This window comes from Micromonospora antibiotica, assembly GCF_017599305.1.
Classification (GTDB): Bacteria; Actinomycetota; Actinomycetes; order Mycobacteriales; family Micromonosporaceae; genus Micromonospora; species Micromonospora antibiotica.
Genome location: NZ_JAGFWR010000001.1, coordinates 480,261 through 504,916 on the forward strand (window position 1 = coordinate 480,261; position 24,656 = coordinate 504,916).

The following is a 24,656-nucleotide window of genomic DNA, read 5'->3' on the forward strand; positions in this document are numbered from 1 at the left end:
ACGGGCCGCTCAGAGCCCCTCGGCCACCGCTGCGGCGATCTTCAACCAGGCGTCCCGGGTGGCCGAGGAGAGCCCGCCGTACCGGATCGGCTCACCGGTGTCGATCAGCCGCTCGTACGGTGCGAGCAGCACCGCCCTGGTCCGGGCGGCGAAGTGTTCCTGGATGGCCGGCAGGTCGATCTCCTTGCGCGACGGTGGCATCGACACCACCGTCACCGCCTGCCGGACGAGCCGGTGCCGGCCGCTCTGTTCCAGGTGGTCGAGCATCCGGGCGGCCGTCTCCGCCGAGTCGTTCCGGGCCGACATGGTGACCACCAACTGGTCGGTGGCGTCCATCGCGGCCTGCCAGTTCTGCGCCCGGACGTTGTTCCCGGTGTCCACGAAGATCAGCTTGTAGAACCGGCTCACCACCTCGCGGATCTCGGCGAACGCCGCCGCCGTCAGCATCTCGCCCCCGGTGGCCGACTCGTCCGAGGCGAGCACGTCGAACATCCCCTCGCCCTGCGAGCGGACGTACTGCGACAGGTCCCCGATCCGGCCGTGCGGCCCCTGGAACTGCCCGAGGTCACGCAGCATGTCCCGGACCGTCCGGGAGTGGAAGTCCTGCTGCGCCCGCATCCCCAGGGTGCCCTGGGTCTCGTTGTTGTCCCAGGCCAGCACGTAACCGCCGCGCTTCTGTCCGAAGGTCATGGCGAGCAGCAGGATGGCCACCGTCTTGCCGGCGCCGCCCTTGGGGTTGACCACGGTCACCTGGCGCAGCCCGCCGAAGTTGCGGCGCACCATCTCGATGTCCCGCTTCACCTCCTGCTCGTGCTGCCCCGGCGGGAGTTTCACCAGGCCGATCCGGTTGACCACGGCCCGTACGCCCATCGTGGCGATCGGGTCGGCTGGCCGGATCTGCCGACGGCGGGCGAAGTCCTCGGCGGTCGGCGCGATCCCGCTGTCCGGTGACCAGCCCAGCTCCGGGTAGCCCACCGGGTCGGGATAGGCCGCCGAGGGCCCGGCGGCCGGTGCCGTCCCGGCCGGCGGGGGCTGCTCCGGCCACGACGACCGGTGCCAGCCGCCGGGCACCTGCGGTCCGGGCAGCAGGCCGGATTCCCCGGGACCCGTCACCCCGGGCCGGGCCGGTCCGGGAGTTGCGGGTCCGGTCGGTTCGGGGCCGTGGGTGGCGGGTCCGGGAGTTGCGGGTCCGGTCGGTCCGGGGCCGTGGGCGGCCGGGCCGGGAGTTGCGGGTCCGGTCGGTCCGGGGCCGTGGGCGGCCGGTCCGGGAGTTGCGGGCCCGGCTGGCCCGGGGCCGTGGGCGGCCGGGCCGGTCGACCCTGGGCCGTGAGCGGCCGGTCCGGGCGTGGCCGGCGCGGAGGCGGTCGGGTCGAGCGCGTCCGGTCCGGCCTCGTCCGCCGCGTGGCGCTCCGGCCCGAGGCGTTCCGGGCCGGGATAGGTCGGGCCGGGATGGGTCGGGCTGAGGTGCTCCGGCTCGGGGAAGGTCGGGCCGAGGTGCTCCGGGTCGGGGTGGGCCGGATCGGATGCGGCGGTATGGCCGGGCCCGGGTCCGGCGGGGCCGAGATCCGCGTCGGGGGCGGTGGGCCTCGGCGGCGGTCCGGCAGCGGTCGGGGTCGACTCCTCGACGCCGACCGCGAGTCGCTGGGGCGGCAGCGCCCAGGGCGACTCGCCTCGGCCTGCGGGCTGTGCCGGCACCGCCGCCACGACTGCCGCCGCCTCCGGTCCGGGCTCCTGGACCGGGGTGGATCTCGGCCGCTGGAGGGGCCCGAACCTGCCGAGATTCCACTCGGTCGGGTCAGTGCCGTGCGCCACGACGGTCGCGTTACGCGCAGGGGACGGCGGGGCTGGGTGGGGTGGGCCGTCGGGCGGGTCCGTGGGCGCCGACGGAGCAGCCCCCCGGGCCGGGCCGGGCGGCGGCACCGGTGGGCCGGCGAGCGACGGATCCAGCGAGAAGGGCAGGTCGATGTCCACCCGCCCGGACCGGCCCGTCGCCGCCCGCCCGGGTGGGTCGTCGTACCTCGGCGGGTCGTCGTACCTCGGCGGGTCGTCGTATCCCGGGGGGACGTCGTATCCCGGGGGGAGGGCGGGGGTGGGGGTGGGGGTCGGTTCCGGGTGGGTGGGCGTCCAACCGTCACCGGGTGGGGCCCAACCACCGTCGGCCGGCGTCGGCGTCACCTCCGCCGCGAGCGACGGGTACGCCGTCGGCGGGAAGACCGGCGGGGGTTCACCGGCCCAGTGCGGCACCGGTTCGGTCGGGTCGGGCGGCCAGAGCGGTTCGATGTCCCGCTCCGGCACCGGCGGCTGGCCGGGCAGTCCTGCCCGGTCGGCGTTGTCGTCCACCACGGCTCCTCCCCATTCCTCCCGCCGAGGATAGGCCGTCCCGTTGCCGTCACGCCGGGTGACGGACGCGGGTGGGTGGTCAGCCCGTGAAAACCGCCCAGGCCCCGGGCTCGGTCCACCAGGAACGCTTCCGGCTCAACTCGCCCTCGACCCCGTCGTCGAGGAACGGCACCCGTTCGTCACGGGGGATCACGGCCACCGCCCGGCCCCGGGCCCGACGTACCTCGTAGCGGATCTTCTTCTTCCTACCCAACGTGGAGCGGGTCGGCACGGGAACGGCCACCGCGACCTCCACCAGACCGTCGGTCGGGTCGCCGGCGGTGAGCAACGGCAGCGAGTCGAGGGTGGCGTACCCGCCGGCGTTGCCGATCGCGCAGGCCAGGATCGGGTCCGCGCCGTCGGTGAGCACCGCGTCGTCCACCTCCACCCGGCCACGCCAGTGCAGCGGCCGGCCCGCGTCGTCGGCAGCGCCGAGCAGCGCACCGTCCAGGGTCACCGAGCCGCCGTCGTTGCGCAGCAGGTCGAGGCGGCGCACCCCGCCGTCGAGCACGGCCGCCGCCACCGCCGCCGGGTCCCGGGGCAGGCCGAGCTGCCCGGCCAGATCCCGGTGCGGGCCACCCCGGGCCGGATCGAGCGGGAGTACGCCGATCGGCGGCAGATCGGGCACCGTACGGTTGCCGGCCAGTTCGGCGGGGCGACGGCTCGGCGGTGGGGCGTACCGGCGGACCAGGCGGCGCACGACGGCGCGCAACTGGGCGTCGGTGGCGGTGGCGACGACCAGCCGGACCTTGCTGTCCGGGTCGGGCCAGGTGAGGCCGTCGGGGCGGGCCGGGGCGTCCAGCCGGGCCAGCACCTCGTCGACCTCGGCGTCGGAGCGGGCGACGACCGTCTCCACCCGGGCCCCCCGGGCGGTCAACGCGTCCGCACAGGCCAGCACCGGCACCCGGGGCGTCTCGCAACGCTCCCCGTCCCGCTCGGCGGGCGGCTTCCCGGTGGGGTCGGAGGTGCCGCCGCAGCAGCCGTCGCCGCTGCCGCAGCCCCCACCGGGAGCGTCCCGCTCCGAGCCGAGGGTGAGCAGCACCACGTCGTACAAACCGGGCCTCCTGACCTTCGACGCGAACCCCTGCTGGCCACGCCGTTCCTACTTGTTAGCCTGACACCCCGGGCTCGCCAACCGGTCGCCACCTGGCACCCGAGCCTTCTGGAGGCGGAAAAGATGCCAGCGATCGTGCTCATCGGCGCTCAGTGGGGCGACGAGGGCAAGGGCAAGGTTACCGACCTGCTGGGTGAGCGGGTCGACTACGTCGTGCGCTACTCCGGCGGCAACAACGCCGGCCACACCGTGATCACCCCGGACGGGCAGAAGTACGCGCTGCACCTGATGCCGTCAGGTGCGCTCTCCCCGAGCGCGATGATCGTCATCGGCAACGGGGTGGTGGTCGACCCGAAGGTGCTGCTCGCCGAGATCGACGGGCTCGCCGAGCGGGGGGTGGACGTGTCCCGGCTGCGGATCTCCGGCGACGCCCACCTGATCATGCCGCACCACCGGGCGCTGGACCGGGTGGTGGAGCGCTACCTCGGCTCGGCCCGGATCGGCACCACCGGGCGCGGCATCGGCCCGGCGTACGGCGACAAGGTCGCCCGGATGGGCATCCGGCTCCAGGACCTGCTCGACCCGGGCATCCTGCGCAAGAAGCTGGAACTCGCGCTGCGCGAGAAGAACCAGCTGCTGTTCAAGGTCTACAACCGCAAGGCGATCGACGTCGAGGAGACCGTCGAGGAGTACCTGCGGTACGCGGAGCGGCTGCGGCCGTACATCGCCGAGACCCGGGTGATGCTCTGGGACGCCCTCGACCGGGGCGAGACGGTGCTGCTGGAGGGTGCCCAGGCCACCATGCTCGACATGGACCACGGCACGTACCCCTTCGTGACCTCGTCGAACCCGACGGCTGGTGGGGCGTGCGTGGGTGCGGGCATCCCGCCGACCGCGATCACCGGGGTCATCGCGGTGAGCAAGGCGTACACCACCCGGGTGGGGTCCGGTCCGTTCCCGACCGAGCTGTTCGACGACAACGGCCAGCACCTGCGCAAGGTCGGCCACGAGTACGGCACCACCACCGGCCGGGAACGCCGCTGCGGCTGGTTCGACGCCGTCGTCGCCCGGTACTCCTGCCGGCTCAACGGCGTCACCGACCTGGTGATCACCAAGCTGGACGTGCTCACCGGCCTGCCCAAGGTCCCGCTCTGCATCGGGTACGAGATCAACGGCGAACGCTTCGACGACATGCCGATGACGCAGACCGACTTCCACCACGCCACCCCCATCTACGAAGAGCACGACGGTTGGTGGGAGGACATCAGCAAGGCCCGCACCGAGGACGAGCTGCCGGACAACGCCCGCCGCTACATCGCCCGCATCGAGGAACTCACCGGCACCCGCGTCAGCGTCGTAGGCGTAGGCCCCGGCCGCGAAGAAAACGTAGTCCGCCACCCCCTCCTCCCCTAACCCCGCCCCCTCCCCCCCCCGGCCCCCTCCCCACCCCCCGTCGCGGTCCCGCTCCGCCCTCGGTGATCAAGAGGTTTGCGTCACGGATTGGCCTTTCGTTGACGTAAAGCTCTTGATCACCTGTGGAAACCCGGGGGTTGTCCACAGGGTTATCCACAGGGGTGGAAGTGGGGGTGGGTGGGGCGTGAGGGTGGCGGGGTGATGCCGCTCGAAATTCTCCGTCGGATCGCCCTCAGGCAGGACGGGATGGTCACCACGACGCAGGCCCTCGCGGCCGGGCTGACCCGGGACCATGTCCGGCAGCTCTGCCGCTCCGGCCGGTGGATGCGGCTGTCCCGTGGCTGCTACGCGCCCACCGGGCGGCCACCGGACGCGGTCGCCCGGCGGGCCCGCATCCGGGCGGCAGTGACGAGCCTCGGCCCCGACGCCTTCGCCGTCCTCGACAGCGCCCTCCTGCTGCACGACATCGCCGGGCCACGCCGACCCGCGGTCCACGTCTCGGTGCCGGTGGACCGACCCCGACCGCAACGGCACACCGACCCCACGCTCGTCGTCCACCAGTTCACTGTGGCCCCGGGCGACCTCGCCGAGGTGGATGGCATCCTCACGACCTCGCCGTTGCGCACTGTGACGGACATGATTCTCCGGCTCGACCGGTACCCGGCGGTGTCCGTGCTCGACTCGGCACTGAACCGCGGACTCGTCACCCCGGAGGACCTGGCCAGCGCGCCGACGCTCATCCGGGGCCGGCGAGGTGCCCCGGCGGCCCGCAGTCACCTCGCCGAGGTGGACGGACGCGCCCAGTCACCACTGGAGACCTGGTCACGCTTGCGTTGCGTGGACGGTGGAGTCCCGCCCGACACCCTGCAACAGGAGGTCCGGGACGAGGACGGGCACCTGCTCGGCATCGGTGACCTCGGCTGGCGGGCCGCGCGGCTGATCGCCGAGGCCGACGGTGCCGCCCCGCACGGCACCCCCGAGGCACTCTTCGCCGACCGTCGCCGGCAGAACCGTCTGATCAACGCGGGGTGGCGGATCCTCCGCTTCACCTGGTCCGACGCGCTCCGCCCGGACTACATTCCCCACACCGTCCGCCAGGCCATGTCCCTCACCCGCACCCCGCCCCACCCCGAATCCCCACACTGACCCCGCTCCACTCCGGATTCCACCCACCCCGGATTCCACCAACCCCGCCGAGCCCCACCCCGGATCCACACCTCCCTCCACCCCACCGAGCCACACCCCATCGAGCCCCCACCCCATCGAGCCCCAACCCACCCCGCTGCCCTCACCCCAAACCCTCACCCGCCCTACCCGCCCTAGCCGGTGATCAAGAGGTTTGCGTCAAAGTTGATCTCTAATCTGACGCAAACCTCTTGATCACCGGGGCGGGGCGGGGGCGAGGCGGGGCGGGGCGCGGGGGCGGGGGCGAGGCGGGGCGGGGGCGGGGTGGGGGCGAGGCACGGTGGGGTGGGGGAGGGGTGGGTAGGATTCGTCGCCGTGCGCGTACTTCTTCTGGGCGGTGGCGGGCGGGAGCATGCGCTCGCGCTGGGGTTGGTCGAGGATCCGGCTGTGGAGGTCCTGTTCGCGGCGCCCGGTAACCCGGGGATCGCGGGTGTGGCGGAGCTGCGGCAGGTCGATGCCGTCGATCCCGTCGCGGTGGCCGAGTTGGCGGTGGAGGTCGGTGCCGACCTGGTGGTGATCGGGCCGGAGGCACCGCTTGTCGCCGGGGTGGCCGACGCGGTACGCGCCAAGGGCGTCCCCGTGTTCGGTCCGTCGGCCGAGGCGGCCCGGCTGGAGGGTTCCAAGACCTTCGCCAAGGAGATCATGACGGCGGCCGGGGTGCCGACCGCCCGCGCGTACACCTGCACGGATGCGGAGAGCGTCGGGCGGGCGCTGGACGAGTTCGGCACGCCGTACGTGGTGAAGAACGACGGGCTGGCCGCCGGCAAGGGCGTGGTGGTCACCGACGACCGGGACGTCGCGTTGCGGCACGCGCAGGAGTGCGGCCGGGTGGTGATCGAGGAGTACCTGTCCGGGCCCGAGGTCTCCCTGTTCGTGGTGACCGACGGTGAGGCGGCCCTGCCGTTGTTGCCGGCGCAGGATTTCAAGCGGGTCGGCGACGGCGACGCCGGCCCGAACACCGGCGGCATGGGGGCGTACGCGCCGCTGCCGTGGGCACCGCCGGGCCTGGTCGACGAGGTGCTGGCCGACGTGGTCCACCCGACGCTTGCCGAGATGCGCCGCCGGGGCACCCCGTTCGCCGGCCTGCTCTATGTCGGGTTGGCGCTGACCGCCGCCGGCCCCCGGGTGATCGAGTTCAACGCCCGCTTCGGTGACCCGGAGACCCAGGTGGTGCTGGCGTTGCTGCAGACCCCGCTCGGTGGGCTGCTGCACGCCGCCGCGACGGGCACGCTGGCCGCGCACCCGCCGCTGCGGTGGCGTGACGGTGCGGCCGTCACCGTGGTGGTGGCCGCCGAGGGTTACCCGGCGACCCCGCGTACCGGTGACGTGATCACCGGTGCCGACCACCCGGGCGTCATCCACGCCGGCACCGCCCGCCGGGCCGCCGACGGCGCGTTGGTCTCCGCCGGCGGCCGGGTCCTCTGCGGTACGGCCACCGGCCCGGACCTGACCGCCGCCCGCGATGCCGCCTACGCCCTGGTACGCGGCATCGAGTTGGCCGGCTCGCACCACCGCAACGACATCGCCGCCACCGCGATCGACGGCCGGATCACCGTCCCGGACTGATTTGCGGCCCGCGCGGTGGCCGGGGAGCCCGCCCGACGCTGAGCGCGGCGGATCGCTCCTGGGGCGGTGGTCGGCTCACCGCCCGACGCCAGACCGACGCCAGTGCGGCGACCAGTTCGCTGTCCCGGACCGACCGCCGCCAGTGAGGCGGCCCGGTCACCGTTGAGGGCGGCCCGTTCCCTGGCAGCGGCCGTCCCCGGACAGCAGCTGTTCCCGACCGGCGGCCGCCCCCTGGCAGCAGCTGTTCCCGACCGGCGGCCGTTCCCGAGCAGCGGTCGGTTCACCGTTGCGGCGAGGGGCCGTCGCCGGCGCAGCGGGCGGTCGCCGGGGCCACCGGGTTGTCCTGCGGGTCGGCCGTCAGAGCAGGGACAGGGCGGCGGCGATGACCCGTTGGGCGGTGGCGCTGAGTTCCTCGCCCTTGGCGTCGGTGCTGGTGATCGAGTATTCCACCCGGAAGCGGCCGTCCCGGGTGGAGGCGGTCCCGGCGAGGTAGCCGTACCGGGAGCCGGTCTTGATCCACAGGGTTTCGCCGTCGGGCAGCGGGAACGCGGTGAGCCCGGCGCTGTAGCGGGCCGGCCCACCGCTCACGTCCGGCACGCCGGGCAGGGTGAACATCGTGCTGAGCTGGGCCGCCGGCACCACCCGACCGGCGAAGAGCGCGGTGAGGAAGGTGTCCAGGTCGGTGAGACTGGAGATGATGTTGCCGGCGGCCGGGGTGAAGGTCTGGCTCCAGGTGGTCACGTCCACCAGTTCCGTCCGGCCGTCCCGGTCGACTGCCTGGTAGCCGTGGGCGTGTGGGCCCCGGATGCGGAGGGCGTCGCCCGGTGCGTAGGTGTCGCGCAGGCCGAGCGGTCGGGCGATGCGCCGGTCCAGTTCCGTCGCGTACGGGTGGCCGGTGACCTTCTCGATGAGCAGCCCGGCGACGATGTAGCCCATGTTGGTGTAGTGCTGCCTCGTGCCGGGGTCGAACTCGCGGGGGTTGTCGAGGCCGAGCCGGACCAGCTGTTGCGGGGTCCACCTGTCGTACCGGTGGGCGAGTTGCCACTCGATGTCGTCCGGCACGCTGGGGCTGGGTAGGCCGCTGGTGTGGTCGAGCAGCTGCCGGACGCTGACCGTCGGGTAGTCGGCGGGGAGCAGCCCCGGCAGGAGCCGCTGCACCGACGCGTCGAGGTCGAGCCGGCGTTCGGCCACGAGTTGCAGCACCATGGCCGCGGTGAAGGTCTTGGTGACGCTGCCGACCCGGAACCGGGCGTGTGGCGGTGCGGGGTGCTGGCTGCGCAGGTCCCGTACGCCGGTGGTGCCGGTCCAGCAGCCGTCCGGCGTGGTGATCCTGACCTGGGCGCTGGTGGCGTCGGCGTCGGGCAGCCCGGCTATCGCCTGCCGGACGGGGGTCGGGTCGAGGGTGCCGGGCCGGCAGCCCGGAGCTGCGCGCCGGTCACCGACGGTGGAGGTGGGAGCGGCGAAGGCGAGCGTCCCGGGTGCCGTGACGCCGAGCAGGGCGCCGAGCGTGGTGGCGACGAGGACCGTACGCCGATTCATGATCTTCATGGTGTCGAGCCTGCCGGTCACGGGGAGCGACGGCATCGGGGACAGCCCCCCACGGCACCCGGATCGTCGGCTCGGGGAGACCACCCCGGGGCCGACGGCCCGCCGAGCGTCCACCGTGCCCGTGCCCGCGCCCGGACCCGCCCGGCACCCAGGTCGACCCTGCCCGCAGACCGTCGCCCGACGAGGTCAGGGACAGGTCAGCCGTAGTAGCGGCGGAGTTCCCGGGTGAGCACCTTGCCGGTGGCGTTGCGCGGCAGGTACTTCACGAAGATCACATCCCGGGGTACGGAGAACCGGGCCAGGTAGTGCCGGACGTACTCGCGTACCGCCTCGGGGTCGAGGGTCTCGCCGGGGTGCAGGGCGAGGAACGCGGCGAGCCGTTGCCCGTACTCCGGATCGGGTACGCCGAGCACGGCGGCCTCGCGGACCTGCGGTAGCCGGGCGAGCAGGTCCTCCAACTCGGACGGGAACACGTTCTCCCCACCGGAGACGATCATGTCGTCGGCCCGGCCGTCGACGAAGACCAGCCCGTCGGCGTTGACCCGGCCGAGGTCGCCGGTGTCGAGCAGCCCGTCGTGGATCTCCCGGCGGGCCCCCGAGGTGTAGCCCTCGAACAGCATCTCGTTGCCGACGAAGATCCGGCCGACCCGCCCGGCCGGCACCGGCTTCCCGTCGTCGCCGAGGAGTTCCAGTCGGGTGCCGTGCGGGGGGCGACCGGCGGTGGTGGGTGCCTGGCGCAGCTCGGCGGGGCCGGCGATGGCGGCCCAGGAGACCTCCGTCGAGCCGTACAGGTTGTAGAGGACGTCGCCGTAGGTGTCCATGAACCGGGTGGTGAGGTTGCCGGGCAGCGCCGAGCCGCTGACCGCGACCACCTTCAGCGCCGGCCGGGGCTCCGGTGGCGGCACGTCGAGCAGGCGTTGCAGCATCACCGGTACGGCGAACAGCGCCTGGCACCGGTGGGTCACGAGCGCGTCCAGCGTGGCGGCCGGGTCGAACCGGCGGTGCAGCACGATGGTGGCGCGCAGCGCGAAGGCGACCTGGAGTGCCGCGTACCCCCAGGTGTGGAAGATCGGGGCGGCGACCAGCACGGTGTCGTGGGTGTGCAGCGGGATGCGGTCGATGATGGACACCAGCGGGCCGAAGCCGGTCGGGACGGGCCGGCGGGCGCCCTTGGGTGTGCCGGTGGTGCCGGAGGTCAGCACGATGGTCCGGCCGTCGTGGGCGGGCGGGGTGAGCCGGTCGGCGGGGAGCGCGGCGGCGATCAGGGCGTCGAGGCCGGCTTCGTCGACCCGGTGCACCTCGGCGGGGACGCCGAGGACCCGTTCGGCGAACTCGGTGTCGTGCACCAGCAGCCGCAGCCGTTGCTCGTCGGCGACGGTGGCGAGTTGCGCGGCGGACAGTCCGCTGTTGACCAGCACCGCGTCGGCGCCGAGCAGGGTGGCCGCGACGATGCCCTCGATGAGCCCGTGGTGGTTGCGGCACAGCAATCCGACCCGGTCCCCGGCCTGTACGCCGAGCACGCTGCGCATCGACCGGGCCAGTCGTTCGGCCCGGTCGAGCAGTTCCCGGTAGGTGAGTTCGTGGCCGTGCTCGTCGACGACGGCGACCCGGCCCGGGTCGCGGGCGGCGGCCTGCCGCAGTTCGCCGGCCATGCCCCAGCCCCACTGGCGCAGTGCGGCGAGTTGTGAGGCGACCCGGACGGGGTGCCCGGGGGTGAGCAGTCCCCGCCTGGTCAGTGTGGCCACGATGAACGGCAGGTCCATCCGGCGACCTCCTTCGGGGTACGACGTGGGGCCGGCCGGGGCCCTCACCAGGGATTCCTTTCCGATCATGCGTCGTCGCCGGCCGACCGCCCAGTCGACGTCGCCCGTGGTGGACGGGCGGTGACGGGGCGGTCGACCGGTGGCGACGGTCAGCGGATCTGGACGCCGGAGATGGCGCGGGAGATGACCAGCCGTTGGATCTCGGAGGTGCCCTCGAAGATGGTGTAGATCTTGGCGTCCCGGTACCAGCGTTCGACCGGGTGGTCGCGCAGGAAGCCGGCCCCGCCGAGGAGCTGCACGGCCCGGTCGGTCACCGAGACGGCCACCTCACCCGCCTTGAGTTTGGACATCGAGCCTTCGCCGGCGGTGAACGGCCGGTTGTTGCGGCCCATCCAGGAGGCCCGCCAGACCAGCAGCCGGGCGGCGTCGATCTCCATCTTCATGTCGGCCAGGGCGAACGCGACGGCCTGGTTGGCGATGATCGGCCGGCCGAACTGGACCCGGTCCTTGGCGTAGTCGAGGGCGTACTCGTAGGCGGCGCGGGCGACGCCGAGCGCCTGCGCGCCGACGGTCGGCCGGGACAGCTCGAAGGTGCGCATCGCGGCCTGGCCGCTGGACCGCTGGCCGGACCGGGCCCGCGCCAGCCGCTCGTCCAGCGCGTCCTTCCCGCCGAGCAGGCAGCGCCCCGGCACCCGGACGTCGTCGAGGAAGACGTCGGCGGTGTGCGAGGCGCGTAGGCCCAGTTTCTTGAGCTTGCGGGTCGCGTGCAGCCCGGCCGTCCCCGGCGGTACGACGAACGCGGCCTGCCCACGGGAGCCCAGCTCGGGGTCGACGGAGGCGGTGACCACGTGCACCCCGGCGATCCCGCCGTTGGTGGCGTACGCCTTCTGCCCGGTCAGCACCCACTCGTCGGTGGCCTCGTCGTAGACGGCTCTGCTGCGCATGGCGGAGACGTCGGAGCCGGCCTCCGGTTCGGTGGTGCAGAACGCGGCGACGGCGGGGGCGTCGACGGTGCCGAAACACTGCGGCACCCATTCGACCATCTGGTCGGGGGTGCCGGTGCCGTAGATGGCGGCGACGGCGAGTGAGCTGCCGAAGATGCTCAGCCCGATGCCGGCGTCGCCCCAGAAGAGTTCCTCACTGGCGATCGGCAGGGACAGCCCGGTGGGGTCGGCCCAGCAGGTGGCGAGGAACTCGAAGCCGTACAGGCCGATCTTCGCCGCCTCCTGGATGATCGGCCAGGGGGTCTCCTCCCGGGCGTCCCACTCGGCGGCGGCCGGGCGCACGACCTCGGCGGCGAAGCCGTGCACCCAGTCCCGCAGATCCCGCTGTTCCTCGTTCAGGTCGAGCGAGAACTCGGTCATCGTCAGGCCTTGGGGATGTCGAACAGGTTGGCGATGTTGGCGGCCAGGCCCAGGTCGCCCTTGGCCTTCAGCTTGCCGGTCATGAACATCATCACCGGGTTGGCCCCACCGGAGACGATCCTCAGGAACTCGACCGGGCCCATGGTGAGGGCGAGCTTGGGGTCGTGCTGCGGCGGCTCGTTGACGGTGCAGGTGCCGTCGGCGATGACGATCTCGTAGGTGTCGGTGCCACCGTCGGGCCGGCCGGTGATGTTCCAGTGGATGACGGCGCTGGTGGTGCCGGCGCGGTCGGCGCGGAAAATCTGCGGCATCCGACCGAAGACCTCGCTGAGCACCTTGCCGCGCAGGTCGCCGGACATCACCTCGGCGATCTTGTCGTCCGGGGTGGACTTGACCAGCTGGGCGAACTCCTTGGGGCCGAAGTTGGCGAAGTTGGCCGGGTCGAAGTCAGTCATGGGAGTGGCACCTCTCGGGGCGGACGATTTTGGTTACTCAAGCGTAACCTTACGCACGAGTAGGTATGCTCGCAAGAGTGTCCAGCACACCCAGCTTCAAGCGCCTCCCCCGGGCCGTACGCGAGCAGCAGATGCTCGACGCGGCCGTCAAGGTCTTCTCCCGACGCGGCTTCCACGCCGCCAGCATGGACGAGATCGCCGAGGACGCGGGCATCTCCAAGCCGATGGTCTACGCCTACCTCGGCACCAAGGAGGAGCTGTTCATCGCCTGCCTGCACCGGGAGACCGCCCGGATGATGCTGGCCATCGCGGGGGCCGCCGCCCCCGACCTCCCGCCCGACCAGCGGCTCTGGCGTGGGCTGCGGGCCTTCTTCGGCTTCGTCGGGGCGCACCGCGACGGCTGGGCGGTGCTCTACCGGCAGGCCCGGGGCTCCCAACCGTTCGCCACCGAACTGGCCGCGATGCGCGCCCGGCTGGTCGAGGTGGTCGCCGGGATGCTCGACCACGCGCTGCGCGCCCGGGGCCGGGAGGTCGCCGCCACCGAGCTGGAGGTCGTCGCGTACGCCCTGGTCGGCGCGAGCGAGTCGCTTGCCGACTGGCTGGCCGACCACCCCGAGGCCGAGCCGGAGAAGACCGCCACCCGGATGATGAACGTCGCCTGGCTCGGTGCGGCCCAACTCCTCGACGGCGTCACCTGGCGGCCCCCGACGGACTGAGCAGTCCCGGCGACCACTGTGCGCAGGCCCGGTCGATGGTCGCCGGACCAGCCGTGCCCGCCGGGCCGACCTCGCCGCCAGCCCTGCTCACGCCCGCCGGGCCGACCGCCTCCGGCGTGCCGCCGCAGCGGTGGTCAGCGGCCTGCGGCGGCGCGGCGACGGGCCCGGTGGCGCAGCCAGCGGGCCAGCTCCACCAGCCCGGTGGCGGCCAGCGAGAGACCGATGCCGACGAGCAGTCCCCGGACCGGGTCCCGCTCGAACGCCAACCCACCGAAGTAGCCGAGCAGGCCGCAGTACCCGCTCCAGACCAGCGCGGCGACGGCGTCGAAAAGCAGGAAGCGGGGGAGCGGATACCGGACGGCCCCCATGGTGAGCGTGACGGCGGTCCGGCCGCCCGGGACGAAACGGGAGGTGGTGAGGATCGAGCCGCCCCGCCGGTCCACCGCCCGGCGGGCCCAGTCCGAGCCGGCCCGTCGCCGGCTGCCGTCGGGCGAGCAGGCCAGCCGGCCTGCCCCGCCCCGGCCGATGCCGTACGAGACGTGGTCGCCGACGAGCGCGCCGAACGCCGCCGCCGTGATCACGGCGGCCAGGTTCGGCTCGCCGCTGGCGGCGAAGACCCCGGCGGTGATCACCACGGTCTCGCTGGGTACCACCGGGAGGAACGCGTCGACCGCGGTCACCACGATGATCACCAGGTACACCCAGGGTGAGGTGACGGTGTGGTGGAGCAGGTCGAGCACCGACTGCATGCCCTCATGCTCGACGCTGGGCCACCGCCCCGGGGCCGAGTCGCCGGATCAGGCGCACCGACCGGATCAGGGCCGCCGAACCGGGTCCACCGGCCCGGGGCCGGGCGGGCCGGATCAACGGCTCTTCACGGTCGAGGATCATGGGAGGTTCTCCTGCGAGGATGAGCGGGTGATCGTGCCGATGAGGCATTCGTCGATGGGATCAAGGCTCCGCGGGATCGACGGCCCAGGACACGGGTGCTGAGCCCCCATGGGGGGTGGATGAAACTCCACTGCACAACCCACGCCCGCCCGGCCAGGATCGAGACATGAGTACAGGCATCACCCGCCCGGCCCCTTCCCGACGGGATCGGATCGGGCTGCGATTCGTTCTGTTGGGGCAGTCGCTGATTTTGACGTTCGCCTCGGTTCTGGGCCTGGCCCTGTGCTGCCTGTGGATCACCGCGGTGCTGGTCGTCGGGGCCGGAATCGGGATTCCGGTGGCCCTGGCGCTGACCGTTCTGGTGCGCTGGCTGGCCGACCGGCACCGGGAGTGGGCGACGAACAGGCTCGGTGAACCGATCGCCCGCCCGTACCGACCGATCCCGGCCGGGAACTGGTGGACCCGGCTCTGGGCGATCCTGCGAGACCCGGCGAGCTGGCGGGACTGGCTCTGGTTGGGGATCAACTCCGTGATCAGCGCGTTCACCGTCGGGATGTCGTTTCTGCTCTTCCTCGGCGGCCTCTTCTACCTGATCTACCCGTTCCTGTTCTGGGTGACCCCACCCACGGTGTTCCGCACCCCCTTCGGCCCCCAGTTCGAGCTGCACAGCGTCCGGCAATCGTTGGTGATGCTGCCGCTCGGACCGATCTTTTTCACGGTCTGGTACGGCAGCGCAGCCGGGCTGGCGAACCTGAACGCCCGGGTGATGCGTTCGCTGCTGGCCCCGACCGAGCAGGTGCAACTGCGTGCCCGAGTGGAGGAATTGACGTCGTCCCGGGCCGAGACCGTCGACACCCAGGCGAGTGAACTACGCCGGATCGAACGCGATCTGCACGATGGCGCGCAAGCCCGGCTCGCCTCGCTCGGGATGAGTCTCGGGCTGGCCGAGCAACTGCTGACCGATGATCCGCAGGCGGCTCGCCGGTTGCTGGCGGAGGCCCGCGAGTCGACGACCAGTGCCCTGGTCGAACTGCGTGACCTGGTTCGCGGCATTCACCCGCCGGTGCTGGCCGATCGCGGTCTGGACGGCGCACTGCAGGCGCTGGCCCTGGTCAACCCGGTGCCCACCTCGGTCGTGATACACCTATCCGGCCGGTTGCCGGCACCGGTCGAGTCGGCAGCCTATTTCGCGGTCGCCGAGGCCCTGACCAATGCGATCAAGCACGCCGAAGCGAACCGGATCCTGATCACGCTCGAGTGCGTCGAGGAGGCCGGCGGACTGTTGTCGATCCTCGTGTCGGACGACGGGCGTGGCGGAGCAAGCATCGACGCCGGTACCGGTCTGCGAGGCGTCGCTCGTCGCCTGGCCGCCTTCGACGGCACTCTGGTCGTCGACAGCCCGCTCGGCGGCCCCACCGAAGTGAGGATGACGCTGCCATGCGAATTGTCATAGCCGAGGACCTGGCCCTGCTGCGCGACGGCCTGGTCCGGATCTTCCAGGCCTACGGTTTCGACGTGCTGGAGGCCGTCGACAACGGCCCGTCCCTGGTCCGGTCACTGCTCACATACCAGCCCGACATCGCGGTCGTCGACGTCCGGCTGCCACCCACCTTCACCGATGAGGGTTTGCGAGCCGCTATCGACGTCCGTGAACAGCTCCCCGGGTTACCGGTGATGGTGCTGTCGCAGTACGTCGAGCAACTCTACGCCAGGGAATTGATGTCCGATCGGGCCGGAGCCGTTGGATATCTACTGAAGGACCGGGTTTCGGACGTCGGGCATTTCATCGACAGCGTGCGCCGGGTAGCGGCCGGAGGCACCGTGATGGACCCGGACGTGGTAGCCGCACTGATGACCCACCGCGCCTCGGATCTCCCGTTGCAGGCGCTGACTCCACGTGAACGCGAAGTGCTTTCACTGATGGCCGAGGGGCGATCGAATGCTGCGATCGCCGCGCGGATGTTCGTCACCGAGAAGGCCGTCAGCAAACACAGCAACAACATCTTCACCAAGTTGGGGCTCGAACAGTCCGAGGAGGACAATCGTCGGGTTCTCGCCGTCCTGGCCTATCTGGAAGGCTGATTTCGCCGTCCCGCCGCTCCGGGGCAAGGGGGAGTTTCGTCCACCCCCACAAGGGTTCGGGCACCCGTGTGCTTCTGCGCTGTTGCCTGGAGGCTGGTGCTGTCGAAGAAAGCACCACCTTGGGAGGATCGTCATGACCCAGTCCCACTTCTTGTCGTCGTCGCGCAATCGCGGGGCAGCCCTGACGCTGGCCTTGCTCCTCGCCGCCGGGTCGGCCGCGTGCAGTGATTCATCGGCGTCCACCCCGGCCGCGACGGGAGGCTCCCAAGCTCCCTCCAGAGTCGCGGTTTCACCCGGCCCGACCGTGTCGTCGAAGGCTTCGACGTTGCACATGATCGACGTCGGAGGGCGTCAGTTGGCCTTCCATGTCACCTCCGGGCACCTGCCCGCCATCGTCTTGGACGCGGGCGGCGGTGAGGATTCCTCCTACTGGAAGGACCTGACCCCGCGACTCTCACAAGACACTGGATCCATGATCATCACCTACGACCGGGCAGGTCTGGGCGACAGTGATGAGGTATCCGGCCCGTGGGACGTCCAGTCCGCTGTCGCCGACCTGCAGGCCGGTCTACGCGAGCTCGGCGTGACGCGCGAGGTGGTGCTGGTGGCACACTCGCAGGCCGGTGAGGTTGCCACGAATTTCGCCCGCGCCAACCCGCAGTGGGTCTCCGGCGCGGTGCTCGTCGACGCGAACCTGCCGCCGTTCTTCACCGATGCGCAGATCGCCCGCCTCGTGGCCGCCAGCACGTCGCAGATCGAGGAGGCGAAGAAGCAGCCCACTACGAAGGAGAACCGACAGCTCATCGCCACGGCAACGAACTTCGGCCCTGCCCATCACGCCTACCACAAGGTCTCGTGGCCGAAGACGGTACCGGTGATCGTCATGGTCGCCGAGAAGACACCCTTCGACGGCTCCCCGGAAGACGCGCAGCGGTGGCGCGATGCGGCCGCCAGCTTCGCGGAAGCCGGGCCCGACCGCGAACTTGTCACTGCTAAGGGAAGCTCACACGACATCCCTCTTGACCAGCCCGACTTCGTCCTCGACGAGATCAAGAAGATGGTCAGCCGCTTCTGAGCAGCAGCACACGCGCAACCGGGTAACCACGCAGGCGTGACTCGCGCTCACCTCGGTCAGAGGTGTGGCGCGAGTCACGCTCCCCGGAGAGATCGACAGGCAGGCTTCAGACCCCGACTAGACCCTGATCTGTGAAGAGCCGGACCAGCTCCGGCCGGGGCAAGCCGACCCCACGACCGAGCCCCGGCGACCGTTCGGCCCACCGCCCGGGGGATCAGCCCCCCGCTGGGGAGCCGGGAGCGGATCGCGGGCCGGTAGGCCGTGCTCCCGCTTGTCGGCGGCGGTGGGACCGTGCGAGGTGAGCACCACCGGGGCGGCCAGCGCCCCGGCCACCGCCGCCGGCCAGTCGGTGGGCGTGGGGTCGTACACCGGGCGGGTCCGCAGCAGACGGGCGGTGAGGGCCGCCTGCCGGTCCAGGTCGCCGGGTGGGCCGGGGTGCAACCGGTCGACACCGTCGTAGCGGCGGCAGATCCGCAGCGCCGGGCGGGCCGGGTCGGGGTGGGTCAGGTCGAGGTGGGTGAGGGCGAGGCCGTCCACCCCACCGGCCACGTCCAGGGCGTACCGGTGGGCGACCGCGTCGAAGTGGCCGAAGCGGAACCGGCCCTGCCACGGGTTGGTCGGGTTGTGCGGATCGGTCAACGGCAGCGCCCGGTCCTCGGTGACCAGCGGACCGGGCCCGTGCCGGGTGGTGACCGTCCGCACCACCCCCAGCCGGTACGCCGACCCGGCCGCCCCCGCCTCGGCGAGCAGCGCCTCGGCGTTGGCGAAGGTGGTGGTGCTCCACGTGGTGTACGGGTGGAAGCCGTGCCACTCGTCCAGCAGCACCCCCTGTGCCCCCTCGAAGACGCAGGTCCCCGCCCGTAGCACCCCGGCCAGGTACGACCGGTCGACGATCGCCACCCGGTCGGCGAAGCCGGTGAACGCCGGCAGGCAGTCCGCCACCGGTGGGGCGTCCAGCGGACCGAGTTCGGCGGTCAGCCGGTCCCGCAGCACGGTGAGCCGGCGGCGCAGCAGTTCCGGGTCCCGGCAGTCGGCCACCCGGGGCGCCTCGTCGGGGTGGGCGAGCCCGTACCGGACGGACTCGCCCACCCCCAGCCCGCAGGAGCCGTGCCGGGCGGCCCCCCGGGCGATCTCCCGGAGCCGGTTGGCGGCCCGGTGGTACGGCGTGGCCAGCAACGCCTCCCCGTCGACGGTGAGCCGGTCGAGGGCGTCGGGCACCCCGACCGAGGCGAGGTGGTCGGCCTCGGCGGCCAGCGCCAGCGGGTCCACCACCTGCTGCCGGGCCAGGTGGGTGCGTACCCCCGGGTGGAACGTCCCCGCCCCGAACTGGGCGAACGTGTGGTGCCGGCCGTCGGGCAGCACCACGTTGTGGGCGGCCTGCGCACCCCCGTTGAACCGCACCACGGTGTGCACGTGGCGGGTCGCGCAGAGCCAGTCCACGACGGTGCCCTTGCCGGCGTCGCCGTAACCGAGGTCGACCACGATCACGTGCCGGCCGGGCCCGGTCCGGTCCCGTCCCGTCGGGACCGGACCGGGCCGCCGGGTCGCGGGGGCGGGGACGTCGGTCACAGCCGGGTCACCCCACCGGCGTGGCGCGACCCGGTCGGGGCCGGCAGCGTGGAGACCTCGGTACGCCGGCCGCCGGCCAGCGGGGCCAGCGCCTTCGACACCGTGCGGCCAGCGGTGGAGCCGGCCCGGTCGAGGTCCCGCAGCCCCTCGTCGAGGTCGATGGCCTGCTCGCCGAGGCCGACGGTGAGCGCGATGGTCTCGCAGACCGCGTCCAGGTCGTCGAGGACGACGGCGCGCTGCCCGAGCAGGTCCCGCCAGAAGTCGAGCACCTTGGCGTTGCCGGCGTAGTGGCTGCCGGCGGGGAGCAGGTAGTAGGTGTCCCAGCGGCGGGTCACCTCGTCGACGATCTGCCGCAGCGGCACGTCCTCGCCGAGGTCGTCGCCGATCAGCCGGCGCACCTCCCGCCGGCTCACCCGGGGGTACGCCAGCTCGTCGCCGATGATGAACAGGTAGCCGCGCCGCCCGCGCTTCTCCCAACTGTCGGTGACCGTGTGCCGGGCCATGAAGTACATCGCCAGCTCGTACGACTCGGTCATCTGACCGCCGCCGCCGCCCTCCAGCACGATCCGGCCGAGGTCGTCGTCCATCCGGTTGTCCGACTCGAACTGCCCCACCTGCAACGGCACCCGGTCACAGGTGGCGTCGCCGATCGCGCCGAACAGCACCTGCGGGTCGCGGGCGTAGCCCTGGCGCAGCAGCAGCCCGAGCAGTTGCGGCAGCTTGGCCTGGAGGGTACGGGGCACGTGCCCCATCGAGCCGGTCACGTCGAACAGCACCGCGATGGGTGTCGACTGCGGGTGCTCGGCGTTGTCGCGGCTCTCCCGCAGGGCGTCGTGCGGGTCGAGCGCCGGGTGCACGGTGCGGGCCCCGCTGTCGCTGTAGGAGAACGCGCTGGTGCCCTTCTTCTTCCGGTAGCGGTCGGCGGCGTCGTACACGTCGGTGGACCAGATTCCGCTGCCCATGGCAGCCTCCCTAGGGGTTGAGGGTGAACGGTCGGAAGGTGCGTGGCCCGTAGAGCCGGTCGAGCACCTCGTCGAGTTCGCCCAGCAGTCGCCAGGCGTCGTCGGGTCGGGCGGCCAGCGCCGGGCGGCGGCAACCGTCGGCGAAGGCGCGTAGTTCACGGGGGGCACGGTCGCCCATCAGCCAGCTCATGCACGCCGCGGCCATCGCCAGGTCGGTGCCGGGGCCGGCGGGCCGCCGCGCGGTGACCTCCGGCGGGTACCAGTCCTCGTGCCCGGGGACCAGCGCCGGGACGGTGGCGCCGTCGACGGCGGAGAAGCACCAGTCGACGAGCACCACGCCGTGCGCGTCCGGCTCGATCAGCACGTGCCGGGGGAGCACCGCGCCGTGCACCACGCCGGCCCGGTGGGCCAGGCCGAGGGCGACCAGCAGCCGCCGCCACATCCAGGCCGCGTCCCGGGCGTCCAACCCGTCGGGGTACGCCCGGCGTACCGCGTCGAGGTCGTGCAGCCCGGGTACGGCGGCGAGCACGGTGATCCGGCGTTCGGCCCCGTTGGCGGCGTCCCGGTGCCGGAAGGTGTCGACCAGCCGGGGCACGTACGGCAGGTGGCGCGGGTCGCCGCGTTCCTCGATCTGCCGCAGGGCGTGCGCCTCGCGGGCCAGCAGGTCGTTGTCGGCCGGGTCGCGGGGCAGTTTGAGCAGGCGGTCGGCCCCCACGTCGTAGAGGTCGGCGAGGTCACCGACGTGGGCGAGCGCCCCGAGCCGGTATCCGCCGAGCACGACGGTGGCCGGGCCGGTGGCGGCGCGGCCGTCCGGTGCCTGTCGGCCGGCGGTGGCCGTCGGGTCGCCGGGGGTGCCGGTCGGGTCGCCGGGTGCCGGGGTCCGGGTGGCCTGCCAGCGGGTGGTGACCTGGATGAACGCGTCGGTGGCGGCGGCGCGTACCTGATGGTCGAGCGCGCCCAGCCGGTCGGGGTGCAGGGCCGCGACCAGCTCGCGGTAGCGCTGCGCCGGGGTGTCGACGCCGAACAGGTCGGCGTCGGTGCGGGCCGCCGTGACCAGCCGGATCGCCTCGTCGGTCCTCACCGGACGGTCTCCTCCCGGGCGGGGCGCAGCAGCGCCGGGTGCAGCAGCCGGGCGTCGCCGGCCCGGTAGAGCCGGGCCCGGGGGCCGCCCCGGGCACCGCCGCGTTCGGTGTTGCCGCCGGTGCTCTCGACGAAGCCGGGGACGGAGAGCACCTTGCGGTGGAAGTTGCCGGCGTGCAGCGGGTGCCCCCAGACCGTCTCGTAGACGCCGCGCAGCTCGGCGATGGTGAACTCGGGGCCGAGGAAGCGGGTGGCCAGCGGGGTGTATTCGAGCTTGGAGCGGGCCCGTTCCAGCCCGTCGTCGACGATCCGGGCGTGGTCGAAGGCGAGCTGCCGGCTGGGCAGGGCGGTGACCGGCAGCCACCCGGCCTCGTCGGCGTCGCTGTCGGCGACCGGGTCGGGCAGGTCGGGGGCGAAGGCGAGGTGGGCGACGGAGACGATCCGCATCCGGGGGTCCCGGTCGGGTGCGCCGTAGCTGGCGAGTTGTTCCAGGTGGACCCGGCGCAGCCGGTCGCCACCGAGGCCGGTCTCCTCGGCGAGTTCGCGGCGGGCCCCGGTGGTGAGGTCCTCGTCGGGCTGGACGAAGCCGCCGGGCAGCGCCCAGTGCCCCTGGTAGGGGGGTTGGCCACGCCGGATCAGCAGCAGGTGCAGCGCGCCCTCGCGGATGGTCAGCGCCACCACGTCCACGGTGATCGCGGTCGAGGGGTAGGCGCTGGGGTCGTATCCGGCGAGGAAGTCCTGCTCGTTCACGGCGTCCCTCTCAGGTTGAGAATTACTCTATCTGAGAACAACCTAGCTGACGAAGAAGTGCTCCGCAACAGGTTGAGCTGGTGCAGCGGCCGACCGGCGCTGTGCGTCCCGTCACGCGGGCCGCCCGGCCTCAGCGGACGGTGCCCACCAGGTGGGGGCGGCCGGTCCGGGTGTCGTGCAGGGCGAAGTCCCAGCCCGGGGCGGCGCTGAACGCCACCGTCGACGGCAGCGGCACCGGCAGCTTGAACCCCACCTCCACGGTGTACGCCTCCGGCAGCCGGCTCTCCAGGGCGGCCAGGCAGCGCGCCTTGCTCCACATGCCGTGCGCGATCGGCCGGGGGAACCCGAACAGCCGCGCCCCCAGCCGGGAGGTGTGGATCGGGTTGTGGTCCCCGGAGACCCGGGCGTACTCCGTACCGACGCGGGGGGTGAGCCGCCAGTGCGCGGTGGCGGCCGGCGGCGCGGGGCGCCCACCCGGGTCGCGCCCGGCACCCCCGCCGGCCCCGCGCTCCCGACCGAGGTACGTCGACACCCCGCGCCACACCTCCTCGCCACCGACCGAGCCGACCAGGACGACGTCGACCTGCCGCCCCCGGGCGTGCGGCCGGAGATTCTCGGCGTACGCGACGAAGTCCCACGGTTCGTCGGCCCGGACCGGGCGGTGCACGGTGATCCGGTTGCCCAGGTGCACCACCCCGGCCAGCGGGAACGGGAACTCTGGCAGGGTCATCAACCGCAACGCCAGCGGGAACCCCAGCACGTGCGGGTAGGTCGCCGGCAGCGTGTCGGCCAGCCGGAAACCGCAGACCCGGTCGTACCCGGCGAGGTGGGCCCGGTCGACGGTGACCCCGGCGACGGCCAACTCGACCGGGGGTGCGGCGTCCGGCCGGCGGGACCTGCCGATGCCGGGCAGCGCGTCGCGCAACGCCCGCCGGTAGAGCGCGCCCGGTCGGGGCAGACCGGGCAACTCCACCCGGGCCCGCCCGGCCCGCGCCGCCAGGTCCCCGTCGGCGTGCCCCGCGGTCGGACCCGCCGGACCCCCGGTGGCGTACGCCGACAGGTCCGTGGTGGCGGGTGTCGTCGGATCCTCGGGTGCCGGCGGACCCCCGGAGGCGTACGCCGACAGGTCGTGGGTCTCGTCGACGCTGCGGTCGGGTCCCGGGCCGGCGGCGCGGGCGGCGGCCAGCGCGGCCGGTGAGATGACCTCCGTCGGCCCCTCGATCAGGTCGCCGACCGACAGTTCGCCGTCGCCGGACTCCTCGGGTCGGTTCCTGCGCCGCGCCATCACGCCCCCAGCAGACTCTGGCCGCAGACCCGGACCACGTTGCCGCTGACCGCGCCCGAGGCCGGCCAGCCCAGCCAGCCGATCGTCTCGGCGACGTCCACCGGCAGGCCGCCCTGCGCCAGGCTGTTCATCCGGCGACCCGCCTCCCGGACCACCAGCGGAATACGGGCGGTCAGCCGGGTCTCGATGAAGCCGGGGGCGACCGCGTTGACGCTGATCCCCCGCCCGGCCAGTGCCGGGGCGAGCGAGTCGACCAGGCCGATCACCCCGGCCTTGCTGGTCGCGTAGTTGGTCTGGCCCCGGTTGCCGGCGATCCCGGCGATCGACGAGACGGCGACCAGCCGGCCGCCCTCGGGGATCAACTCCCGTTCCAACAGCACGTCGTTGATCCGTTCCTGACTGGAGAGGTTGACGTCGAGCACCGCGTCCCACCGGTCGGCGTCCATCCGACCCAGCGTCTTGTCGCGGGTGATGCCGGCATTGTGCACCACCACGTCGACCCGTCCGTGCCGCTCGGCCAGGTGGTCGGCGAGCCGGGTGGGGGCGTCCGCCGTGGTGAGATCGAGCTGTACGGCGGTGCCGCCGATCTCGTTGACGACCGCCGCGAGGGCGTCCCCGGCCGCCGGGACGTCCAGCGCGACGACCTGCGCGCCGTCGCGGGCGAGCACCCGGGCGACCGCCGCGCCGATGCCCCGGGCCGCGCCGGTGACCAGCACCACCTGCCCGGCCAGCGGCCGGTTCCAGTCCGCCGGTACGACGGCCGGGCCGGTGCCGACCCGGACCACCTGCCCCGAGACGTACGCGGAGCGGCCGGAGAGCAGGAACCGCAGGGTCGCCTCCAGACTGGTCGGGGTGCCGGCGTCACCGGTCGCGGTGACGTGGACCAGTTGCGCGGTGACGCCCCGACCGAACTCCTTGCCGATGCTGCGGGTCAGCCCCTCCAGGGCCCGCTGGGCGGTGGCCTCCCGGGGCGAGCCGCACTCGGCCGGCGGGGTGCCCAGCACGATCACCCGACCGCTGGGCAGCACCGCACGGGCCTGCGGGTGGAAGAAGTCGTAGAGCTGGCGCAGGCCGGTGGAGTCGGTGATGCCGGTGGCGTCGTAGACCAGGGCCCCGAACCGGGCGGACGTCCCGCCCCCGGCCGGTGCGCCGCCGTTCCCCGCCCGCTCGTCCCGGCCTGCGGGTCCGTCGGCTGCGGCGGCGGCGCCGTGCCCGGCGGTCGGCCCGTCGGCTGCGGCGGAGTCGTCGCGCCCGGCGGCGGGTGGGGCGGTGCCGGTGCCGGTGCGCACGTCGACCCCGGCGGCGGTGAGGATGGCGGCGACCGGGTCGGCGAGTCGGCCGCCGGTGGCCGCGCCGAGCAGGACCGGGCCGGGCAGCAGCGGGTCGCCGGGGTTGTGCCGGCGCAGTCGCGGTGGATCGGGCAGCCCGAGGCGCTTGACCAGCGCGCGGCCGGCCCCCGATTGGACGAAGCTCGCGTACCTGTCGGTCATGGGCGTAGCCTACTGGCCAGTAGGTTGTG

The 24,656-nt window shown here is 73.0% G+C and carries 21 protein-coding genes; 7 read left to right on the forward strand and 14 right to left on the reverse strand.

The window, feature by feature from the left end:
• Window positions 1-9: 9 nt before the first annotated feature.
• Both JQN83_RS02260 and JQN83_RS02265 read right to left on the reverse strand, forming a co-directional pair.
• Window positions 10-2,340, reverse strand: a complete 2,331-nt coding sequence (locus tag JQN83_RS02260; protein WP_443674010.1) for a chromosome partitioning protein — start codon at window positions 2,338-2,340, stop codon at window positions 10-12.
• Window positions 2,341-2,419: 79 nt separating this feature from the next.
• Window positions 2,420-3,433: a diacylglycerol kinase family protein gene (locus JQN83_RS02265; protein WP_208565320.1), complete on the reverse strand. Its 1,014-nt coding sequence runs from the start codon at window positions 3,431-3,433 to the stop codon at window positions 2,420-2,422.
• A gap of 123 nt (window positions 3,434-3,556) precedes the next feature.
• Here JQN83_RS02265 and JQN83_RS02270 point away from each other — a divergent pair, with 123 nt between their 5' ends.
• The 3 genes from JQN83_RS02270 to purD all read left to right on the forward strand — a co-directional run bounded on the left by JQN83_RS02270 (window position 3,557) and on the right by purD (window position 7,597).
• Complete coding sequence (locus tag JQN83_RS02270; protein ID WP_208565321.1) at window positions 3,557-4,846, forward strand: adenylosuccinate synthase; 1,290 nt, start codon at window positions 3,557-3,559, stop codon at window positions 4,844-4,846.
• Between the two features lie 201 nt (window positions 4,847-5,047).
• Complete coding sequence (locus JQN83_RS02275; protein WP_208565322.1) at window positions 5,048-5,992, forward strand: type IV toxin-antitoxin system AbiEi family antitoxin domain-containing protein; 945 nt, start codon at window positions 5,048-5,050, stop codon at window positions 5,990-5,992.
• A gap of 354 nt (window positions 5,993-6,346) precedes the next feature.
• Window positions 6,347-7,597: a phosphoribosylamine--glycine ligase gene (purD, locus tag JQN83_RS02280; protein WP_208565323.1), complete on the forward strand. Its 1,251-nt coding sequence runs from the start codon at window positions 6,347-6,349 to the stop codon at window positions 7,595-7,597.
• A gap of 357 nt (window positions 7,598-7,954) precedes the next feature.
• Here the strand turns inward: purD and JQN83_RS02285 are convergent, their stop codons facing one another.
• The 4 genes from JQN83_RS02285 to JQN83_RS02300 all read right to left on the reverse strand — a co-directional run bounded on the left by JQN83_RS02285 (window position 7,955) and on the right by JQN83_RS02300 (window position 12,727).
• On the reverse strand, window positions 7,955-9,145 hold the full coding sequence (locus tag JQN83_RS02285; RefSeq protein WP_208565324.1) for a serine hydrolase domain-containing protein: 1,191 nt from the start codon (window positions 9,143-9,145) through the stop codon (window positions 7,955-7,957).
• Window positions 9,146-9,342: 197 nt separating this feature from the next.
• A complete protein-coding gene (locus JQN83_RS02290) occupies window positions 9,343-10,908 on the reverse strand; it encodes an AMP-binding protein (RefSeq protein ID WP_208565325.1) in 1,566 nt (521 codons plus the stop codon).
• Between the two features lie 149 nt (window positions 10,909-11,057).
• Window positions 11,058-12,272 (reverse strand): acyl-CoA dehydrogenase family protein, encoded by a 1,215-nt coding sequence (locus tag JQN83_RS02295; RefSeq protein ID WP_208565326.1) that lies wholly within the window; start codon window positions 12,270-12,272, stop codon window positions 11,058-11,060.
• A 2-nt stretch (window positions 12,273-12,274) separates the two neighbouring features.
• The gene (locus tag JQN83_RS02300) at window positions 12,275-12,727 is read right to left on the reverse strand and encodes an SCP2 sterol-binding domain-containing protein (RefSeq protein ID WP_208565327.1); all 453 of its coding nucleotides are present in this window, start codon (window positions 12,725-12,727) and stop codon (window positions 12,275-12,277) included.
• 77 nt (window positions 12,728-12,804) lie between these two features.
• Between JQN83_RS02300 and JQN83_RS02305 the strand changes: the two genes are divergently transcribed.
• Window positions 12,805-13,443, forward strand: a complete 639-nt coding sequence (locus tag JQN83_RS02305) for a TetR/AcrR family transcriptional regulator (RefSeq protein WP_208565328.1) — start codon at window positions 12,805-12,807, stop codon at window positions 13,441-13,443.
• Between the two features lie 134 nt (window positions 13,444-13,577).
• Here JQN83_RS02305 and JQN83_RS02310 read toward each other — a convergent pair whose 3' ends face one another.
• Both JQN83_RS02310 and JQN83_RS02315 read right to left on the reverse strand, forming a co-directional pair.
• Window positions 13,578-14,192, reverse strand: a complete 615-nt coding sequence (locus JQN83_RS02310; RefSeq protein WP_208565329.1) for a DedA family protein — start codon at window positions 14,190-14,192, stop codon at window positions 13,578-13,580.
• A gap of 4 nt (window positions 14,193-14,196) precedes the next feature.
• Complete coding sequence (locus JQN83_RS02315) at window positions 14,197-14,334, reverse strand: hypothetical protein (protein ID WP_208565330.1); 138 nt, start codon at window positions 14,332-14,334, stop codon at window positions 14,197-14,199.
• 166 nt (window positions 14,335-14,500) lie between these two features.
• On the opposite strand from JQN83_RS02315, the gene JQN83_RS02320 reads away from it, so the two are divergent.
• The 3 genes from JQN83_RS02320 (at window position 14,501) to JQN83_RS02330 (ending at window position 17,491) form a co-directional block, all read left to right on the forward strand.
• Window positions 14,501-15,787, forward strand: a complete 1,287-nt coding sequence (locus JQN83_RS02320; protein WP_208565331.1) for a sensor histidine kinase — start codon at window positions 14,501-14,503, stop codon at window positions 15,785-15,787.
• Complete coding sequence (locus JQN83_RS02325) at window positions 15,772-16,416, forward strand: LuxR C-terminal-related transcriptional regulator (protein ID WP_208565332.1); 645 nt, start codon at window positions 15,772-15,774, stop codon at window positions 16,414-16,416. The genes JQN83_RS02320 and JQN83_RS02325 overlap by 16 nt, the downstream gene beginning before the upstream one ends.
• Window positions 16,417-16,549: 133 nt before the next feature.
• Window positions 16,550-17,491: an alpha/beta fold hydrolase gene (locus JQN83_RS02330; RefSeq protein ID WP_208565333.1), complete on the forward strand. Its 942-nt coding sequence runs from the start codon at window positions 16,550-16,552 to the stop codon at window positions 17,489-17,491.
• A 117-nt stretch (window positions 17,492-17,608) separates the two neighbouring features.
• Here the strand turns inward: JQN83_RS02330 and JQN83_RS02335 are convergent, their stop codons facing one another.
• From JQN83_RS02335 to JQN83_RS02360, 6 genes are all read right to left on the reverse strand, one after another.
• Complete coding sequence (locus tag JQN83_RS02335) at window positions 17,609-18,976, reverse strand: adenylosuccinate synthetase (RefSeq protein ID WP_208565813.1); 1,368 nt, start codon at window positions 18,974-18,976, stop codon at window positions 17,609-17,611.
• 80 nt (window positions 18,977-19,056) lie between these two features.
• A complete protein-coding gene (locus tag JQN83_RS02340) occupies window positions 19,057-20,022 on the reverse strand; it encodes a hypothetical protein (protein ID WP_208565334.1) in 966 nt (321 codons plus the stop codon).
• 10 nt (window positions 20,023-20,032) lie between these two features.
• Window positions 20,033-21,103: a serine/threonine-protein kinase gene (locus JQN83_RS02345; RefSeq protein ID WP_208565335.1), complete on the reverse strand. Its 1,071-nt coding sequence runs from the start codon at window positions 21,101-21,103 to the stop codon at window positions 20,033-20,035.
• On the reverse strand, window positions 21,100-21,852 hold the full coding sequence (locus JQN83_RS02350) for an NUDIX hydrolase (RefSeq protein WP_208565336.1): 753 nt from the start codon (window positions 21,850-21,852) through the stop codon (window positions 21,100-21,102). Before JQN83_RS02350 ends, JQN83_RS02345 begins: the two co-directional genes overlap by 4 nt.
• 130 nt (window positions 21,853-21,982) lie before the next feature.
• Window positions 21,983-22,852 carry a MaoC/PaaZ C-terminal domain-containing protein gene (locus JQN83_RS02355; RefSeq protein ID WP_244251693.1) on the reverse strand — a complete coding sequence of 290 codons (870 nt, stop codon included), beginning with the start codon at window positions 22,850-22,852 and terminating at the stop codon, window positions 21,983-21,985.
• Window positions 22,853-23,136: 284 nt separating this feature from the next.
• Entirely contained in the window at window positions 23,137-24,627 is a 1,491-nt protein-coding gene (locus JQN83_RS02360; RefSeq protein ID WP_208565338.1) for a 3-oxoacyl-ACP reductase, read from the reverse strand.
• Window positions 24,628-24,656: the final 29 nt, after the last annotated feature.

Excerpts from the sequence above, each read along its gene's own strand:
- JQN83_RS02270 (WP_208565321.1), top strand. The coding sequence starts at position 3,557 with ATGCCAGCGATCGTGCTCATCGGCGCTCAGTGGGGCGACGAGGGCAAG.
- JQN83_RS02275 (WP_208565322.1), top strand. The coding sequence starts at position 5,048 with ATGCCGCTCGAAATTCTCCGTCGGATCGCCCTCAGGCAGGACGGGATG.
- JQN83_RS02285 (WP_208565324.1), bottom strand. The coding sequence starts at position 9,145 with ATGAAGATCATGAATCGGCGTACGGTCCTCGTCGCCACCACGCTCGGC.
- JQN83_RS02290 (WP_208565325.1), bottom strand. The coding sequence starts at position 10,908 with ATGGACCTGCCGTTCATCGTGGCCACACTGACCAGGCGGGGACTGCTC.
- JQN83_RS02295 (WP_208565326.1), bottom strand. The coding sequence starts at position 12,272 with ATGACCGAGTTCTCGCTCGACCTGAACGAGGAACAGCGGGATCTGCGG.
- JQN83_RS02300 (WP_208565327.1), bottom strand. The coding sequence starts at position 12,727 with ATGACTGACTTCGACCCGGCCAACTTCGCCAACTTCGGCCCCAAGGAG.
- JQN83_RS02310 (WP_208565329.1), bottom strand. The coding sequence starts at position 14,192 with ATGCAGTCGGTGCTCGACCTGCTCCACCACACCGTCACCTCACCCTGG.
- JQN83_RS02315 (WP_208565330.1), bottom strand. The coding sequence starts at position 14,334 with ATGATCCTCGACCGTGAAGAGCCGTTGATCCGGCCCGCCCGGCCCCGG.
- JQN83_RS02320 (WP_208565331.1), top strand. The coding sequence starts at position 14,501 with ATGAGTACAGGCATCACCCGCCCGGCCCCTTCCCGACGGGATCGGATC.
- JQN83_RS02325 (WP_208565332.1), top strand. The coding sequence starts at position 15,772 with ATGCGAATTGTCATAGCCGAGGACCTGGCCCTGCTGCGCGACGGCCTG.
- JQN83_RS02330 (WP_208565333.1), top strand. The coding sequence starts at position 16,550 with ATGACCCAGTCCCACTTCTTGTCGTCGTCGCGCAATCGCGGGGCAGCC.
- JQN83_RS02340 (WP_208565334.1), bottom strand. The coding sequence starts at position 20,022 with ATGGGCAGCGGAATCTGGTCCACCGACGTGTACGACGCCGCCGACCGC.
- JQN83_RS02360 (WP_208565338.1), bottom strand. The coding sequence starts at position 24,627 with ATGACCGACAGGTACGCGAGCTTCGTCCAATCGGGGGCCGGCCGCGCG.